This window comes from Pedococcus soli (assembly GCF_054782575.1).
This window is the reverse complement of the sequence record NZ_BAAGSF010000003.1, coordinates 110012-125931: the sequence shown is the minus strand read 5'-3', so window position 1 is coordinate 125931 and position 15920 is coordinate 110012. Positions and strand designations below refer to the sequence as shown.

Sequence of the window (15920 nt, the reverse complement as noted above, 5' to 3'; positions counted from 1 at the left end):
CTCAGGCGGTGCCGGGCCCCGGGCCCCGGCGGAAGCGCTCGGGTCCCTCGGCGATGGCCACGACCTCGAACGGCTCCATGAGGATCGGCGCCGAGCCGATGATCGCGCTGCCCGCGGACTCCGCGGCGGTCTCGGCGAACTCCTTGAGGAAGTCGTCGCGGTAGACCTGCTGGTCGAAGACGTACGTGCCCTCGAACCACTCCCCCTCGACCATCCGCCAGGTCTTGAACGCCAGCCCGTCGAGGAACATGAACTTCGCCATCGACGTGCCGACCACGTAGTCGCGCAACGACGTCGCGACGTCCTTCGGTGCGTCCTCGAGCGACCAGCGCACCGACAACCCGTATCCCGCGTTCATGCCATCTCCTCCAGCCAGGTGAGCAGCAGGCGGGCACCGAAGCCCGTCCCACCCTTGGTGAGGAGTCCGCGGTCGACGTCGGAACGACCCACCCCGGCGATGTCGAGGTGCGCCCAGCGTCGCTCGCCCACGAACTCGCGCAGGAACAATGCTGCCGTGATCGAGCCGGCGCCGACAGGAGTGCCCGCGATGTGGTTGACGTCGGCCACGACGCTGTCGAGGGCGAACCGGTAGTCCTCCACCAGGGGGAACGGCCACAGCAGCTCGCCGCTGGCCCGGCCGGCCGCCACCAGGGCGTCGCTCAGGGCGTCGTCGGTGGCGTACACCGGTGCCATGCTGCGGCCGAGGGCCACCCTCGCGGCCCCGGTGAGGGTGGCGATGTCGAGCAGGACGTCCGGCGCGAGGTGGGCGTCCGCGTAGGCCAGGGCGTCGGCCATGACGATGCGGCCCTCGGCGTCGGTGTTGCCGATCTCGACGGTGCGACCGCCGTACATCGTGATGACGTCGGAGGGCCGGTAGGCGCTGCCGCTCACCGCGTTCTCGGCGAGCGCGAGCAGTCCCGTGACCCGTACCGGGAGGTCGAGCGCGGCGCAGGCCGCCACGACGGCGAGCACGATGGCCGAGCCTGACATGTCCGTCTTCATGGCCAGCATGCCCTCGGCGGGCTTGATGTCGAGGCCACCGGTGTCGAAGGTGATCCCCTTGCCGACGAGGACGACGTGCGGGGTGCTCGAGGTGGCGCCGGCGGGTTCGTGTGACAGCTGCACCAGGCGCGGCGGCGTGGCCGATCCGCCCCCGACCGCGAGGAGCCCACCGAAGCCCTCGGACCTGAGGTCGCGCTCGGTCCAGACCTTGACGTCCAGCCCGGCCCGCCGCCCGATGGTGCGCGCCTGGGCGGCCATCCACGCCGGGTTCTTGGTGTTGGAGGGGACGACCGCGAGGTTCCGGGCCACCATCGTGGCCCGGGCCCGGGTCACCGCACGTCGGCAGGCCACCTCGTCGAAGGTCCCGACCAGCGTCACCTCTGCCACCGGTGCGCTCGAGGGCGTGGCGTCGGGACCACGCCAGCGCGGCGAGGTGTACCCACCCAGGGCGATGCCCTCCACGAGAGCTGCCTGGGCCTGCGCGTCGAGGCCCGTGACGGCGACCACGAGGTGGGCCCGGCCGCGTCCGGCCCGACCGAGGGCGGCGCCGGCGCTGCGCAGGTCCGCCGGACCCGCGTCACCCAGCCCGACCAGCAGCACCGTGCGGGCGGCGCGCTCCCCGGGCACCAGCGGCAGCCGGGTGACGGCGCCGGGTTCGCCGGAGGGCTCGTGGGCCGCCTGCACGTCCGTGGCGTCGAGACCGACCACCGGCAGCCACCTGGCCGCGTCCGAGTCCGCGCGCAGGCCGCCCCGGTGGACCGGGACTGCAAGGAGCAGGTCGGTCGGGTCGAGGTCGGCGAGGACGTCGGCGAGTGCGTTGGGCCGGACCGACCACGAGCTGGACGGGGGGTCGAGCAGTTCTGGAGCAGGCACGGCCCGACCCTACCCACCCGACCGGAGTCGGCGGCATACCCGTGGCCCTCGGTGGACCGGTCGACCCGTGCGGCCCCGCACAGGCGAGGACCCCCTCCGGCAGGCGCCGGAGGGGGTCCTCGAAAGCTGTGGAGGCAGGACTACTTGAGGCCCTCGCAGTTGTCGATGGCCTCGCCCAGTGCACGGACCTCGTCGGGGGTCATCTCGACGACGAGGCGCCCACCACCCTCGAGAGGCATGCGCAGCACGATGCCGCGACCTTCCTTGGTCACCTCGAGCGGGCCGTCGCCAGTCCTCGGCTTCATTGCCGCCATGGGTGTGTCCCTTCCGTATGGCGTGGTTTGCTGCTGGGCACGCGGGTCCACGCCAGTGCTTGAGTTCCGCCCGTGCGTGCCAGATTTGCTCCATTATCCCGTGAACCTGCTCACAGGCGAAATCCGGTCCGGGGTGCAGCCCCGGGCGACCCGGTGGCCGCAGGGCATGATGTCCGGCATGACCCAGAGTCCTGCAGCGCCGCAGCCCCCTCACCTGCCCGTCGTCGTCGAACGCGAGGGTGCGGTCGCCACCGTCAGGCTCAACCGGCCGGAGGCGATGAACTCCCTCGACACCCCCACGAAGGAGGCCCTGCTCGCGGCCCTGACGGAGGTGGCCGCCGACTCCACGGTCCGGTGCGTCGTGCTCACCGGCAGCGGTCGCGCCTTCTGCGTCGGCCAGGACCTCAAGGAGCACATCCGGCTCCAGCAGTCCGACGACCCGTCCCTGTGGGAGACCGTCCCCAAGCACTACAACCCGATCGTCGAGCTGCTGACGACGATGAACAAGCCGGTCGTGGCCGCGGTCAACGGGGTCGCGGCAGGTGCCGGCGCCGCCTTCGCGATGGCGGCGGACTTCCGGGTGATGGTGGACACGGCAGGCTTCAACCTGGCGTTCGCCGGGATCGCACTGTCCTGCGACTCGGGTTCGTCCTGGAGCCTCCAGCGGCTCGTCGGCCCGGCCCGCGCCAAGGAGCTGCTCCTGCTGCCGCGCACGGTCCCCGCCGACGAGTGCCTCTCCCTCGGCCTGGTCACCCGGGTCGTCGCCGCGGCCGACCTCGACGCCGCCGTGCTGGAGCTGGCGACCACCCTGGCCGACGGCCCGACACTGGCGTACGGCTCGATCCGCCAGGCCGTCGCGTTCGCCGCCGGCCACGGCCTGGGCGAGTCCCTCGAGCGGGAGGGCGAGTACATGGCGCTCACCGGTGCCAGTGCCGACCACAAGGCGGCGGTGGCTGCGTTCCTCGCGAAGGAGAAGCCGGTGTTCACCGGCGAGTGACCGGCTGACGGACCGGCGGGCGGCCAGCGACCGGCGACACGGTCAGGGCGGGGCTGCCGCCCACGGCGTGTACGTCAGCAGGGTGCAGGTGAACCAGAACATGCCCCCGAGCAGGACGAGGGCCACGACGGCGACCCGGCGCCGCCAGTGCGGCACCACCCGCTCCCCCGTCGAGGTCCGCATCGCCACGGACGCCACGAGCGCGGCGATGGGGAAGTCGAGCAGCAGGAACCGCCACATGCTCGTGATCGGCCGGACGACCGCCAGCAGGTAGAGCGGGTAGGCCAGGGCCCAGACCCGCAGCTCGATCGCCAGCCAGCGGCCGTGGCGGCCGACGATGAGGGCGATGTACGTCGCCACGAGGCCGACGAGGACCGCCACCCCGACGACGCCGTGGCCGTCCCACGCCCACGACAGCCACAGCACGAACGGCCCCGACTCCGGCCTCTGCCCCCAGGCGGCCTGCACGTCGAAGAACGCCATCGGCAGCCCGCTGGCGATCCCGACGACGACGGGCCAGGCGATGGAGGAGGCGGCCGTCGCCAGCAGCATCAGGGCCGCGGTCGTCCGCTGCCCGGTCAGCGGCCGGGTGCCCGCCGCCCGGTCCTCGCGCCAGCGCAGGGCGAGGTGCGCGATCGCGGCACAGGCGATCGCAGGGGCGGCGGCACGCGTGAACCCGAGCCCGATCGTGACCAGCGCGACGAGGGCGTACTGCCGCCGCATCAGCAGGAGCAGCGACCCGGCGATGAGCACGCCCGCGAGGGCCTCGGTGTACGGCATAACCAGCACCGAGGTCGCGGGGTAGAGGCACCAGAGGATGCCCGCGACGAGGGCCAGCCGCTCGCGGGCCGGCTGCGGGGCCGCGTGGAGGGCGAAGTTGAGGCACTTCCAGACGAGGATCGTGCAGACCGCACCGAGGACGAGGTTGAGCAGGACCGCGGACACCTCGAACGACATCCCCGTGACCATGAGGGCGCGGACGAGCATCGGGAACGCCGGGTAGAACGCCCATGCGCTGTAGGTCAGCAGCCCGGTGTCGGGGTCGGCAGGCAGTGGCACGGGGTAGCCGTCGACGGCCACCCGGCGGTACCAGACGCTGTCCCACCCACCGAGGACGTCACCGATCGTCGGGTGGAGGTGGCCCACCCCCGCAGGGGTCTGGAACCACGTCGCGGCGACCGCCATGGTGACGAACACGAGGACCCGCGTCACGGCATACCAGAGGAGCAGGAAGACGACGGGGCGGCGCAGGGCCCACCCGGCGGCGGCGCTGCGGCCGCTGGAGGTGAGCAGGGAGGAGGTCAGCAGGGACGGGACGCTGCGGACGCGGGCGACGGCGGTCACGGCGGGTAGTCCGCCGGCGCGTGGTAGACGAGCAGCTTCCAGATCCAGGCGACCTGGCCCACGATGCCCGCAGCCACGAGGAAGCCGACGCGGACGGTCAGGTGGCGCGCGGCCCGCTCGAGCCAGCCGCCGCCCAGCACCACGACGAGCAGCGGGAACAGTGGCAGGGCGTAGCGGAAGATGCTCGTGAAGGGGTCGAGGACGACCGCGAGGTAGGCGGGGTACGCCAGGCACCAGACCCTCAGCTCGGGGCCGAGCCTGGTCGCCCAGGGGCCGCAGGTGAGCACGACGATGGTCGTCACGAGGGCGGCCAGCCCCACGGGGCCGTAGACGGCGGCACCGTCGAAGTCGCGGAAGGCCCACTGCGACATGCCCAGCCAGGGCTTGAGCGGGGTGATCTCACCTCCGGCGCGCCACGCGGCCATGGTGTCGGTGTATGCCGTGCGGGACCCGGTCACCTGCCAGGCGATGAGGGGCCACAGCACTGCGCCCACCGCGGTGGTGGCAAGCGCGGCCAGGGCCGAGACGAGCTCACCCCGGGTGACGTTCTGCTGGCGGCGCCTTCGCCACAGCAGGAGCACGGAGACACCGACCACGACGACCACCGGCACGGCGATGGGCCGGGTGAGGCCCAGCAGCAGCGAGAGCCCGGCCACCATCCCCCAGCTGCGTCGGACCAGCGCCCAGAGCAGGCCGCACAGGACGAACATCGCGAGCGACTCGGTGTACGCGAGCTGGAGGGACACCGCCGCCGGGAACGCGGCCCAGACGGCGACGGCGCCGAGGGCGACCCTGTCGCCCACCTTCTCGGCCAGCAGGCGGGCCATGAGGACGCTCGCGCCGAGCCCGGCGAGGAGGGCCAGGGTCGAGGCCACCACGGGGAACCCCAGACCCGTGGCCGACATGAGCATCCGCGCCAGGAGGGGGAAGAGCGGGTAGAACGCCCAGGCGTTCTGCGCGACGTGTCCGCTGGCCTGGTCGACGGGCAGCGGGTTGGGGTAGCCCTGCTCCGCCACGTTGCGGTACCAGCTGCCGTCCCAGAGGACGGTCATGTCGATCGGCTCGACGGTCGGGCCGGTCCAGTCCGGCATCACCGCCTGGTCCCGGCTGGCCAGCACGAGGAGCAGGCCCGACACGGCCCGCAGGGCGAGGTAGACCAGCGCTGTCCTGACGGTCAGCGACCTGAGGAGGACGGCGCCCCTGCTCATGCGGGGCCCTGGTCCGCCCCGGCACCGACCCCCGACCGGTGGCAGCCCACGACGTGGTCGTCCACGAGGCCGCACGCCTGCATGGCGGCATACATCGTCGTGGGGCCGACGAACACGAACCCCGCCTTCTTGAGGCCCTTGGCGAGGGCGACGCTCTCCGGGCTGGTCGCCCGGAAGTCCTCGGCCGACCTCGGCGGTGCGTGGTCGGCCGGCGCGTGCGACCAGACGAGGGCGTCGAGCCCGCCGTGCTCCCGCAGCGCGAGCACGGCGGCGGCGTTGTGGATGGCGGCGTCGACCTTGAGGCGGTTGCGGACGATGCCCACATCGGCCATCAGCCGGGCCCGATCGGCGTCGCCGAAGGTCGCGACCACCTCGGCGTCGAAGCCTGCGAACGCGGCGCGGAAGGCCTCGCGCTTGCGCAGGATGGTGATCCAGGACAGCCCGGACTGGAAGGCCTCGAGGGTGAGGCGTTCGTACAGCGCCTGCTCGCCGTGGACCGGCACACCCCACTCGGTGTCGTGGTAGGTGAGGTAGTCCGGGGTCGACCCGGCCCACGCGCAGCGCGCCAACCCGTCCGAGCCGACGAGGAGGCCGCTCACCGTCGGGACCCGGCGGCCCGCGCGAGCATGGCGTCGACGGCACGTCCGTAGAGCCACGTGCTGGCGCGGTCCAGCACCGGCTCGAACAGGCGCTTGAACGGCAGTGGACGCACGACGACGTCCTCGACCCAGTCGAGCCGAGAACCCAGCACACCCGGGCTGCCGATGTGTGGTTCGGGGGTCACCGTCACCTCGGCCCACCCACCGAGCAGGCGTCCGGTCTTGACCACCCGGAACACCGCGGGGGCGGCGGGGTCGCTGTCGGGCGATGGTGGGTCCCACCGGGTGACGAGCATGGAGTCGGAGAAGACGAGCGGACCGGGCCCGCTGAGCCCCGCGAACCCCCAGCCGACCCGCGGCTCCCCCGCGTCCGTGGTCATCCGGGTCATCGGCATCCAGTCGCCGTAGCCCGCGAAGTCGGCGACGACGTCCCACACGGCGGCAGGACTCGCCGCGGTGTGCCGGGTGAGGTGGAGGGTGGCCATCTGCTCAGCGCACCGTGTCGCGGGGGCTCTCCGGCTCGGTGGCCGCGCGCGGACCCTCCAGCTCGGCGAGGCGGGACTGCAACCGGTCGAGGACGGCATCGACCTGGTCCATGCGGTAACCGCGCAGGGCGGTGTCGAAGCGCACGGCGGAGATCTCGTCGGACGCGAATCCGTCGGACAGGGCTGGTGAGCTCTGGGTGCTCGTCGCGTCCGCCATCGGGTCGTAGCCCAGCCGGCCCGTCACGAGCGCGGCGAAGCCGCCGATGAGCAGCACGGCGATGACGGTGAAGAAGACCCAGATCACGCAGGTGATCGTCGCACGAACTGCTGGGAGCGTCCTATTCAGCCTGCCGTCTCGAGGGCGCGGGCGTCCTCCCCCGACGCGGCGGGGGTCAGCGCACTGCGCGCGAGCATCTCCACGACCGCGGGGACGTCCTCGGCCAGGAGACGGACCGTCGCCCTGCACACGGTGTCCTGCCAGATCGACAGCACCACCCGCCCGCTCTCCGGGTGACCGGAGATCCGCAGCGTCCGGCCGGCGACGTCGCGACCGACCACGACGTCACCCTGCCGTGGCAGCGGTGAGATGTTCACGGGTCCATCATCGCCCCCGGCCGGCCCCGGAGTCCATGGGTCGATCGGGCCGGACGTCACTCGGGACGCTTGGCCGCCACCGTCTGGTCGGTCGAGGTGACGATGCGGACGGCCTCGTCGACGTCGTCGGTGAGGTGCAGGAGTTCGATGTCCTTCTCGCTGACCGTGCCCGCATCGAGGACCGTGCCGCGCAACCAGTCCAGCAGCCCGCCCCAGTACTCGGTGCCCATCAGGACGATCGGGAAGGACGTGACCTTGCGGGTCTGCACGAGGGTGACGGCCTCGAACAGCTCGTCGAGGGTGCCGAACCCGCCCGGCAGGACGATGAACCCCTGCGCGTACTTGACGAACATCGTCTTGCGCGCGAAGAAGTAGCGGAAGTTCACCCCCAGGTTCACGTGCTCGTTCAGCCCCTGCTCGAACGGCAGCTCGATCCCCAGGCCGACCGAGGCCCCGCCCGCCTCACGGGCACCCTTGTTCGCCGCCTCCATGGCGCCGGGCCCGCCACCGGTGATCACGGCATACCCGGCCTCGACCAGGGCCCGCCCCACATGGGTGCCGAGCTCGTAGAAGGGCGTGCCGGGCTTCGTCCGGGCCGAACCGAACACGCTCACCGCCGGGCCGAGCTCGGCGAGCGCCCCGAACCCCTCGACGAACTCGCTCTGGATCCGCATCACCCGCCACGGGTCGGTGTGCAGCCACTCGCTGGAGCCGCGGCTGTCGAGCAGTCGCTGGTCGGTGGTTGTCCCGGGGACGCGCGAACCCCGAAGGGTCACCGGGCCGGTGTGGTACTCGTAGTCGCTCGCGCTGGTGATGTCCGTCGTCTCGTCACTCACGCGATCAACCTATGCGAGCCAACGCAGCAGGGCCGCCTCGGCGGACACTAGCTGCGAGACGGGACACCGCTCGTCGTCGTGGTGCGCGAGGTTGGGGTCACCGGGGCCGAAGTTCACCGCGGCGATGTCCATGGCCGAGAAGCGGGCGACGTCGGTCCAGCCCTCCTTGGCGATGACGGGCAGCCCGAGCGCCTCGACGAACGCCTTGGCGGCCGGGAGGTCCAGGCCGGGGCGGGCGCCGGGGGCGTTGTCGAGCTCGACGAGGTCATAGCCCTCGAACAGCTCGGCCACGTGGGCCAGCGCGACCTCCGGCGACTTGTCGGGGGCGTACCGGTAGTTGACCGTGAGGACGCACTCGTCCGGGATGACGTTGCCCGCGATGCCGCCACGGATCCCCGTGGCGTTGAGTGCCTCGTGGTAGTCCAGGCCGTCGACCGTCACCGTGGCCGGCTCGTATGCCGTGAGGCGGTTCAGCAGGTCGGCGGCGGCGTGGATCGCGTTGCGCCCGTTCCATGGTCGGGCCGAGTGCGCCGCGACGCCACGGGCGGTCACGTCGACCCGCAGGGTGCCCTTGCAGCCACCTTCGACCTGGCTGGCGGTCGGCTCGAGGAGGACGGCGAAGTCGGCGTCGGCGATCAGCTCGGGGCGCTGCTGCTGGACGTGCAGGAGGCCGTTGTGCTCGCTGTCGATCTCCTCCCCCTCGTAGAAGACGAAGGTGAGGTCGCGGCTCGGCTCGGTGACCAGGGCGGCCTTGAGCTGGACGGCGACGCCGCCCTTCATGTCGACGGTGCCGCGGCCCACGAGGTCGTCGCCCTCGCGACGGGTCGGCAGGTTGGCGGGAGCCTTGGTCAGCGGGACCGTGTCGATGTGGCCGGCGAGGACGACGCGCTCGTCACGGCCGAGCTCGGTGCGCGCGACGAGGGTGTTGCCGATGCGGGTGACCGTGAGGTGCTCCAGCGGCACGAGCGCCGCCTCGATCGCGTCGCACACCCGTCGCTCGTCGAGGCTGACGGACTCGATGTCGCACAGCGCCGCGGTCAACGTCACGACGTCGGCGGACAGGTCCAGCGGGACGAGGTCGTGGGCGCTGTCCTGGGTGGTGTGCTGGGGGGTGTCCTGAGAAGGGTTCGCCATGCCCACGACCCTATCCAGCGTCCGAATCCTCAGCCTCGCTCCCCTAGGCTTGCCCGCATGAGCAGTGAGCGCAGCGCATGGGGTTTCGGACTGGCCACCACGACCGTCGACGGCGTGGTCCTCGACACCTGGTACCCCGAGCCGGCGCTCGGCGCACGCCCTGCCGGTGCGAGCGTCCCCGAGGAGCTGCGCGCCCTCGCCGGCGCCGACGAGCTCCGTCGGGTGCGACGCACCGTCGTGGACGTGCAGGTCGACCTCGACGCGGCGCCGGCCGACCCCTCCGACGCGTACCTGCGCCTGCACCTGCTCTCGCACTGCCTGGTCGAGCCCAACAGCATCAACCTCGACGGCATCTTCGGGGTCCTCGCCAACGTCGTCTGGACGACCCAGGGCCCGTGCGCGGTCGACGGTTTCGAGATGACGCGCGCCCGGCTGCGCCTGCGCGGGACGGTCAACGTGCTGGGCATCGACAAGTTCCCCCGGATGGTCGACTACGTCGTCCCCACGGGCGTCCGCATCGCCGACGCCGACCGGGTTCGCCTGGGCGCGCACCTGGCGCCGGGCACCACGGTGATGCACGAGGGGTTCGTCAACTACAACGCCGGGACGCTCGGCAGCTCGATGGTCGAGGGCCGGATCTCCCAGGGTGTCGTCGTGGGCGACGGGTCCGACATCGGTGGCGGCGCCTCGACGATGGGCACCTTGTCGGGGGGCGGCACCGAGCGCGTGCGCGTCGGTGAGCGCTGCCTCCTCGGCGCCGAGGCCGGTCTCGGGATCGCCCTGGGTGACGACTGCGTGGTGGAGGCGGGCCTCTACCTCACGGCGGGTACCAAGGTCACCCTCGCGGACGGGCGGGTCGTCAAGGCCCGCGAGCTGTCCGGTCACGACAACCTCCTGTTCATCCGCAACTCGGTGACCGGCACCGTCGAGGCCAAGGCACGGGACGGGCACGGCATCGTGCTCAACTCCGCGCTGCACGCCAACGACTAGCCGTGCCCAGCACCAAGCGGGGCACCGTCCTCTCCGAGCACAGGCCCCCGTCGCGGACCCGGCGCCTCGTCACCCGGGTCGTGCTGCTGCTGTTCGTCGCGGGACTCGTGGGTGCCGGCTGGATCGGGCTGCGCGGCACCCTGCACAACCTGGGCGGCCCCCGGTGCCAGGCCACCGCGCTGGGCACCAGCGTGGACTTCGACCCCAGCCAGACCGCATACGCCGCAACGATCGTGGCCATCGCGGAGAAGCGCGGCCTGCCCGCCCGGGCCGGCACGATCGCCATCGCCACGGCGATCCAGGAGTCCAAGCTGCGCAACCTGACCTACGGCGACCGGGACTCGGTCGGGCTGTTCCAGCAGCGGCCGAGCCAGGGGTGGGGCACGGAGAAGCAGATCCTCGACCCGGTCTACGCCACGAACAAGTTCTACGACGCGCTCGTCAAGGTCGACGGGTACGAGCAGATGCGCATCACCGAGATCGCCCAGAAGGTGCAGCGCTCGGCCTATCCCGAGGCGTACGCCGACCACGAGCAGGAGGGCCGCCTCATGGCCTCGACGCTCAGCGGCCACTCCCCCGGCGGCCTCGGCTGCCGCCTCGACGACGCCACGGGTGGCCGGCCCGCCGACCTGAGGGCCGCGTTGTCGAAGGAGCTCGGGGTGAAGGGCTCGGTCAAGGGCAGGGTCCTCACCGTCAAGGCAGGCTCCGAGCGGCAGGCGTGGAGCACGGGGTCGTTCGCGGTCGCCAAGGCGGCGCAGTACGGCGCCACGAAGGTCCGGGTCGGCTCGAAGGAGTGGACCCGCACCCGCGACACCGACGGCTGGACGTGGAAGTCGGTCAAGGGCGGCGCCGGCACCACCGTGACCGTCACCTTCCCGACCACCAGCTGACCCGACGTCGTCTGGCGAGTCGTCCGCATCACCACTGCGGACCTGCGCGACCCCCGCCTGCGGCGAGAGCTCCTCGTCCTCCTGCACACCCTGGTGGGCTGAGGCACGTTCGGTGAGCGCCAACCGTCGCCCTGGCGGCGCCATACCGACAGTTGGCGCTCGCCGAACGCGGTGGGGTGGAACACCCGGTGGCGCCCTCCGCGCGGGCGGGCCGGAGGGACCCGGGTATGGCGCGAGGCCCGGTTCCGTGGGGAACCGGGCCTCGCGCCGTACCTGATGGCGGGGTGGGTCAGCGGGCGCTGAAGTCCACGTAGTCGCGCTCGGTGTGACCGGTGTAGATCTGGCGCGGGCGACCGATCTTGGTCTGCGGGTCCTCGATCATCTCGCGCCACTGGGCGATCCAGCCCGGCAGGCGACCGAGGGCGAACAGGACCGTGAACATCTTGGTCGGGAAGCCCATGGCCTTGTAGATCAGGCCGGTGTAGAAGTCGACGTTCGGGTAGAGCTTGCGCTCCACGAAGTAGTCGTCCTCGAGGGCGCGCTGCTCGAGCTGCAGCGCGATGTCGAGCAACGGGTCCTTCACGCCGTCCTTGTTGATGATGGTGTCGGCGGTCTTCTTGATGATCGCCGCGCGCGGGTCGTAGTTCTTGTAGACCCGGTGGCCGAAGCCCATCAGCTTGACGCCGTCCTCCTTGTTCTTCACCTTGCGTACGAACGCATCGACGTCGCCACCGTCCTTGGCGATCCCGTCGAGCATCTCGAGGACGGCCGAGTTGGCGCCGCCGTGCAGCGGGCCGGAAAGGGCGTGGATGCCGGCGGAGACCGAGTTGAACAGGTTGGCCTGGGCGGATCCGACGAGGCGGACCGTCGACGTCGAGCAGTTCTGCTCGTGGTCGGCGTGCAGGATGAGCAGGAGGTCCAGCGCCTTGACCATGTCGGGGTCGAGGTCGTACGGCTCGGCCGGGAAGCCGAACGTCATGCGCAGGAAGTTCTCGGTGACCGACAGGGAGTTGTCGGGGTAGAGGAACGGCTGACCGACCGACTTCTTGTAGGCGTAGGCCGCGATGGTCGGCAGCTTGGCCAGCAGGCGCACGGTCGAGATCTCGACCTGCTCCTTGTCGAACGGGTCCAGGCTGTCCTGGTAGAAGGTGCCGAGCGCAGACACGGCTGACGACAGCACCGGCATCGGGTGCGCATCACGCGGGAACCCACCGAAGAAGGCCTTGAGGTCCTCGTGCAGCAGCGTGTGGCGACGGATCTTGGAGTCGAAGTCGTCGAGCTCGGTCTGCGTCGGCAGCTCGCCGTAGATGAGCAGGTAGGAGACCTCGAGGAAGCTCGACTTCTCGGCGAGCTGCTCGATCGGGTACCCGCGGTAGCGCAGGATGCCCTGGTCGCCGTCGATGTAGGTCACCGCACTGTTGCAGGAGGCGGTGTTGACGAACCCGATGTCGAGGGTGGTGTTGCCGGTCTCCTTCATCAGCTTGCTGATGTCGTAGCCGTCGTTGCCCTCGGCTGCCTTGACCAGGGGGAGGTCGAGTTCCGTGGTGCCGGCCTTCAGCGTGGCGCCGGTGGATCCGTCATTGCTCATGCGTAACCATCCTCAAATGTCCCGGGGCGGGCACCCTTCACACGGCGTGCCTCGCGCACGCTCGACGCTACCCCAACCCACCGCACGGGCGGAAAACGGGCACCTCAGGCGAGGAGCCTGCCGACCGCGGCGTCGATGCGCTCGTCGGTCGCGGTCAGGGCGATCCGCACGTGCTCGCGCCCGACGTGACCGTAGAAGGTGCCCGGTGCCACGAGGATCCCGCGCGAGGCTAGGGCGTCGACCGTCTGCCAGGCGTCCTCGCCCCGCGTCGCCCAGAGGTACAGGCCCGCGTCGGAGTGGTCCACGCGGAGGCCGAACGCCTCGACCGCTTCGCGCAGGGCGGCACGCCGCGCGCCATACCTGGCCTTCTGCTCGGCCACGTGGGTGTCGTCACCGAGCGCGGCCGTGAGGGCGGCCTGCACCGGCCACGGCACGATCATGCCGGCGTGCTTGCGGACCTCGAGCAGCTGACGAACGAGGGTCACGTCCCCCGCGACGAACGCGGCGCGGTACCCGGCGAGGTTGGACTGCTTGCTCAGCGAGTAGACGGCGAGCAGGCCCTCGTGGCTGCCGCCGCAGACCCGTGGGTCGAGGATGCTCGGGGTGGTCGGCTCGGTCGAGTCGCTGCGCCAGTCCAGCTCGGCGTAGCACTCGTCCGAGGCGACGACCACGCCGTGCTGGCGGGCCCAGGCCACGACCTTGGCGAGGTGGTCGATGCCGAGGACGCGACCGGTGGGGTTGCTGGGGGTGTTGAGCCACAACAGCTTCGGTGTCGTGGCGGCCGTCAGCGGCCCGAGCGCGTTGAGCCCGTCGACGACCTGGGGGGTCGCCCCGGCGAGGCGGGCGCCGACGTCGTAGGTCGGGTAGGCGATGCCGGGGAACCCCACGACGTCACCCGCGCCCAGGCCGAGCAGGGTCGGCAGCCACGCGACCAGCTCCTTGGACCCGACGGTCGGCAGGACACCGTCGGGGTCGAGGTCCGGGACCCCCCGGCGACGGGCGAACCACGTGGCGACCGCTTCACGCAGGGCCGGGGTGCCGTAGGTCTGCGGGTAGCCGGGAGCGTCGGCGGCAGCACGCAGCGCCTCCTGCACGACACCCGGCGTGGGGTCGACGGGGGTGCCCACCGACAGGTCGACGATCCCGCCCGGGACAGCGGAACTCGCCCGCTCCTTGTACGGAGCGAGCGAGTCCCAGGGAAAGTCGGGGAGCGAGCGGATGCTCACTCGTCGTGCTCCTGCGGGGGCAGGTCGGCGATGATCGGGTGGTCCTTGTTGATGATGCCGAGCTTGGCGGCACCGCCGGGGCTGCCGAGGTCGTCGAAGAACTCGACGTTCGCCTTGTAGTACTCGGCCCACTGCTCGGGCACGTCGTCCTCGTAGTAGATCGCCTCGACGGGGCACACCGGCTCGCAGGCGCCGCAGTCGACGCACTCGTCCGGGTGGATGTAGAGGGACCGCTCACCTTCGTAGATGCAGTCGACCGGGCATTCCTCGATGCAGGCCTTGTCCTTGAGGTCAACGCAAGGCTGGGCGATCACGTACGTCATGGCGGACATACTATGCGGCCTGTGCCAGCAGACGTGCGGAGGATCCCCCTCGGGTCCCGAGTGGTGGTCAGGTGGCGCCTCGACGCCCCCGACGAGGCCACCGGGGCGACCCTGACCGACAGCGTGGGAACCCTTGCGGAGCGCGACGCGCAGCATGTGGTCGTCGAGACCTCGCGCGGCCCCGTCACCATCGCGCTGGCGCGGGTGACCACCGCCAAGGAGGTCCCCCCGAAGCCGTCGCGCCGCGGCGCACCCCACCTGGCCCTGACCATCGAGGACCTCCAGCGCGTCATGGTGCCGGCCTGGGGCGCGGTCGAGCGCGGAGCCCTCGGTGACTGGCAGCTGCGCGCCTCGGCGGGGTACACCCAGCGCGGCAACTCGGTCGTCCCGGTGGGGAGCCCCGGGAGGCCCCTCGCCGCCGCGGTGGAGGAGGTGGAGCACTGGTATGCCGGGCGAGGTCTCCCAGCGAAGTTCGCCCTCGCCGGACCTCAGGGGTTCGAGCCCGCCGGTGGCTCGCTGGGGGCGCTGCTCCTGGCCCGTGGCTACACCGTCGGCAGCCGCACGCTGAACCTCACTGCCGCCCGGGAGACCATCGCCGCTGCCGACCCCGGCGGACCGGCGGTCACGATCGCGGACGACCTGTCCCCTTCGTGGCTGGAGGCCTACCACCGCACCCGGGCCACGGTGCCGGGCGCCACGGAGGCGGTCCTGAGCGGCAGCCCGCGCGTGCTGTTCGGCAGCATCACCCCCGGTGGCGGGCTCTCCCAGCAGCTGGGGCTCAGGGCTGGCGATGCGGCCGGTACCGCACCGATCGCCTTGGCACGACTGGGGATCGGCGCCGGGTGGGGCGGCCTGGGTGCGGTCTGGACCGACCCGGCATACCGGGGGCGCGGGCTGGCCGCGCATCTCACCGCGCGCCTCGCCGTCGCGCTCCGCGAGGAGGGCGTCTCGTTGCTCCACCTGCAGGTGGAGCACGACAACGAGACGGCGATCCGCCTGTACCGACGGCTGGGGTTCGTCGTGCACTCGTCCTACGCGTACCTCACGTCGCCGCAAACCGGTGGCGCACGGCAAGGGTCGGCGGGAAGAGTGGCGCCATGACGTCACGCATCTCGCACACCACGTTGGACTCCCGCGACGCCCACGCCCAGTCGGTCTGGTGGGCCGGGGTCCTCGGCTTCGGCGAGGACCCGCAGGACCCCAACCTGCCGGGGCACGAGGAGTGCATGATCTTCTCGCCCGACGGGCGTCAGCGGGTGCTGTTCATCGAGGTGCCCGAGGCGAAGACGGTCAAGAACCGCATCCACTTCGACCTCTGGCCCACCGACCGGACGATGGACGAAGAGGTCGAGCGCCTGCTCGGCGCCGGGGCCACGATGGTCCACGACCTGCGGGACCACCGTGGCCCGGGCACCGGCTGGGCGACGCTCGCCGACCCGGAGGGCAACGAGTTCTGCGTGCTGCGCAGCGAGTCCGAGCGACCGGACCCCTACGCCCACCTGGTGCGGTAGGGCACC

General features: G+C 71.7%; 19 protein-coding genes. 5 read left to right on the top strand and 14 right to left on the bottom strand.

Annotation, left to right across the window (positions count from 1 at the left end):
* Position 1: 1 nt before the first annotated feature.
* From ACYVKF_RS03565 to ACYVKF_RS03555, 3 genes are all read right to left on the bottom strand, one after another.
* Positions 2 to 358, bottom strand: a complete 357-nt coding sequence (locus ACYVKF_RS03565; RefSeq protein WP_056915380.1) for a hypothetical protein — start codon at positions 356 to 358, stop codon at positions 2 to 4.
* Positions 355 to 1875 (bottom strand): leucyl aminopeptidase family protein, encoded by a 1521-nt coding sequence (locus ACYVKF_RS03560; RefSeq protein WP_460964887.1) that lies wholly within the window; start codon positions 1873 to 1875, stop codon positions 355 to 357. The genes ACYVKF_RS03565 and ACYVKF_RS03560 overlap by 4 nt, the downstream gene beginning before the upstream one ends.
* Positions 1876 to 2015: 140 nt before the next feature.
* Positions 2016 to 2189: a DUF3117 domain-containing protein gene (locus ACYVKF_RS03555; protein WP_082552876.1), complete on the bottom strand. Its 174-nt coding sequence runs from the start codon at positions 2187 to 2189 to the stop codon at positions 2016 to 2018.
* A gap of 178 nt (positions 2190 to 2367) precedes the next feature.
* Here ACYVKF_RS03555 and ACYVKF_RS03550 point away from each other — a divergent pair, with 178 nt between their 5' ends.
* Positions 2368 to 3186 carry an enoyl-CoA hydratase/isomerase family protein gene (locus ACYVKF_RS03550; RefSeq protein ID WP_460964885.1) on the top strand — a complete coding sequence of 273 codons (819 nt, stop codon included), beginning with the start codon at positions 2368 to 2370 and terminating at the stop codon, positions 3184 to 3186.
* 42 nt (positions 3187 to 3228) lie between these two features.
* Here the strand turns inward: ACYVKF_RS03550 and ACYVKF_RS03545 are convergent, their stop codons facing one another.
* Genes ACYVKF_RS03545 through dapE form a run of 8 tightly spaced genes read right to left on the bottom strand, consistent with a single transcriptional unit; the run spans position 3229 to position 9386 of the window.
* Entirely contained in the window at positions 3229 to 4530 is a 1302-nt protein-coding gene (locus ACYVKF_RS03545; RefSeq protein WP_056918342.1) for a hypothetical protein, read from the bottom strand.
* Positions 4527 to 5738 carry a hypothetical protein gene (locus ACYVKF_RS03540; RefSeq protein ID WP_460964883.1) on the bottom strand — a complete coding sequence of 404 codons (1212 nt, stop codon included), beginning with the start codon at positions 5736 to 5738 and terminating at the stop codon, positions 4527 to 4529. Before ACYVKF_RS03540 ends, ACYVKF_RS03545 begins: the two co-directional genes overlap by 4 nt.
* Entirely contained in the window at positions 5735 to 6337 is a 603-nt protein-coding gene (locus ACYVKF_RS03535) for a DNA-3-methyladenine glycosylase I (RefSeq protein ID WP_460964881.1), read from the bottom strand. Before ACYVKF_RS03535 ends, ACYVKF_RS03540 begins: the two co-directional genes overlap by 4 nt.
* A complete protein-coding gene (locus tag ACYVKF_RS03530) occupies positions 6334 to 6822 on the bottom strand; it encodes an SRPBCC family protein (RefSeq protein ID WP_460964879.1) in 489 nt (162 codons plus the stop codon). Before ACYVKF_RS03530 ends, ACYVKF_RS03535 begins: the two co-directional genes overlap by 4 nt.
* A 4-nt stretch (positions 6823 to 6826) precedes the next feature.
* The gene (locus tag ACYVKF_RS03525; RefSeq protein ID WP_056918345.1) at positions 6827 to 7126 is read right to left on the bottom strand and encodes a DivIVA domain-containing protein; all 300 of its coding nucleotides are present in this window, start codon (positions 7124 to 7126) and stop codon (positions 6827 to 6829) included.
* 38 nt (positions 7127 to 7164) lie between these two features.
* Positions 7165 to 7416: a hypothetical protein gene (locus ACYVKF_RS03520; RefSeq protein ID WP_460964877.1), complete on the bottom strand. Its 252-nt coding sequence runs from the start codon at positions 7414 to 7416 to the stop codon at positions 7165 to 7167.
* 56 nt (positions 7417 to 7472) lie between these two features.
* Complete coding sequence (locus ACYVKF_RS03515; protein WP_460964875.1) at positions 7473 to 8252, bottom strand: LOG family protein; 780 nt, start codon at positions 8250 to 8252, stop codon at positions 7473 to 7475.
* A gap of 9 nt (positions 8253 to 8261) precedes the next feature.
* A complete protein-coding gene (gene dapE / locus ACYVKF_RS03510; RefSeq protein WP_460964873.1) occupies positions 8262 to 9386 on the bottom strand; it encodes a succinyl-diaminopimelate desuccinylase in 1125 nt (374 codons plus the stop codon).
* Positions 9387 to 9443: 57 nt separating this feature from the next.
* On the opposite strand from dapE, the gene dapD reads away from it, so the two are divergent.
* Together dapD and ACYVKF_RS03500 are read left to right on the top strand one after the other, a co-directional pair.
* Positions 9444 to 10376, top strand: a complete 933-nt coding sequence (dapD, locus tag ACYVKF_RS03505; RefSeq protein WP_056918347.1) for a 2,3,4,5-tetrahydropyridine-2,6-dicarboxylate N-succinyltransferase — start codon at positions 9444 to 9446, stop codon at positions 10374 to 10376.
* Positions 10377 to 10378: 2 nt separating this feature from the next.
* Complete coding sequence (locus ACYVKF_RS03500) at positions 10379 to 11266, top strand: hypothetical protein (protein ID WP_460964870.1); 888 nt, start codon at positions 10379 to 10381, stop codon at positions 11264 to 11266.
* 289 nt (positions 11267 to 11555) lie between these two features.
* On the opposite strand, the gene ACYVKF_RS03495 is transcribed toward ACYVKF_RS03500, so the two are convergent.
* The 3 genes from ACYVKF_RS03495 to fdxA form a co-directional block, all read right to left on the bottom strand.
* The gene (locus tag ACYVKF_RS03495) at positions 11556 to 12854 is read right to left on the bottom strand and encodes a citrate synthase (protein WP_056918349.1); all 1299 of its coding nucleotides are present in this window, start codon (positions 12852 to 12854) and stop codon (positions 11556 to 11558) included.
* 104 nt (positions 12855 to 12958) lie between these two features.
* Positions 12959 to 14080 carry a succinyldiaminopimelate transaminase gene (dapC, locus tag ACYVKF_RS03490; RefSeq protein ID WP_460964867.1) on the bottom strand — a complete coding sequence of 374 codons (1122 nt, stop codon included), beginning with the start codon at positions 14078 to 14080 and terminating at the stop codon, positions 12959 to 12961.
* Positions 14077 to 14403: a ferredoxin gene (gene fdxA, locus ACYVKF_RS03485; protein WP_056917233.1), complete on the bottom strand. Its 327-nt coding sequence runs from the start codon at positions 14401 to 14403 to the stop codon at positions 14077 to 14079. Before fdxA ends, dapC begins: the two co-directional genes overlap by 4 nt.
* Before the next feature lie 12 nt (positions 14404 to 14415).
* Between fdxA and ACYVKF_RS03480 the strand changes: the two genes are divergently transcribed.
* Both ACYVKF_RS03480 and ACYVKF_RS03475 read left to right on the top strand, forming a co-directional pair.
* A complete protein-coding gene (locus tag ACYVKF_RS03480; protein ID WP_460964865.1) occupies positions 14416 to 15504 on the top strand; it encodes a GNAT family N-acetyltransferase in 1089 nt (362 codons plus the stop codon).
* Positions 15501 to 15914 (top strand): VOC family protein, encoded by a 414-nt coding sequence (locus ACYVKF_RS03475; protein WP_460964863.1) that lies wholly within the window; start codon positions 15501 to 15503, stop codon positions 15912 to 15914. Before ACYVKF_RS03480 ends, ACYVKF_RS03475 begins: the two co-directional genes overlap by 4 nt.
* The last annotated feature ends 6 nt before the right edge of the window (positions 15915 to 15920 follow it).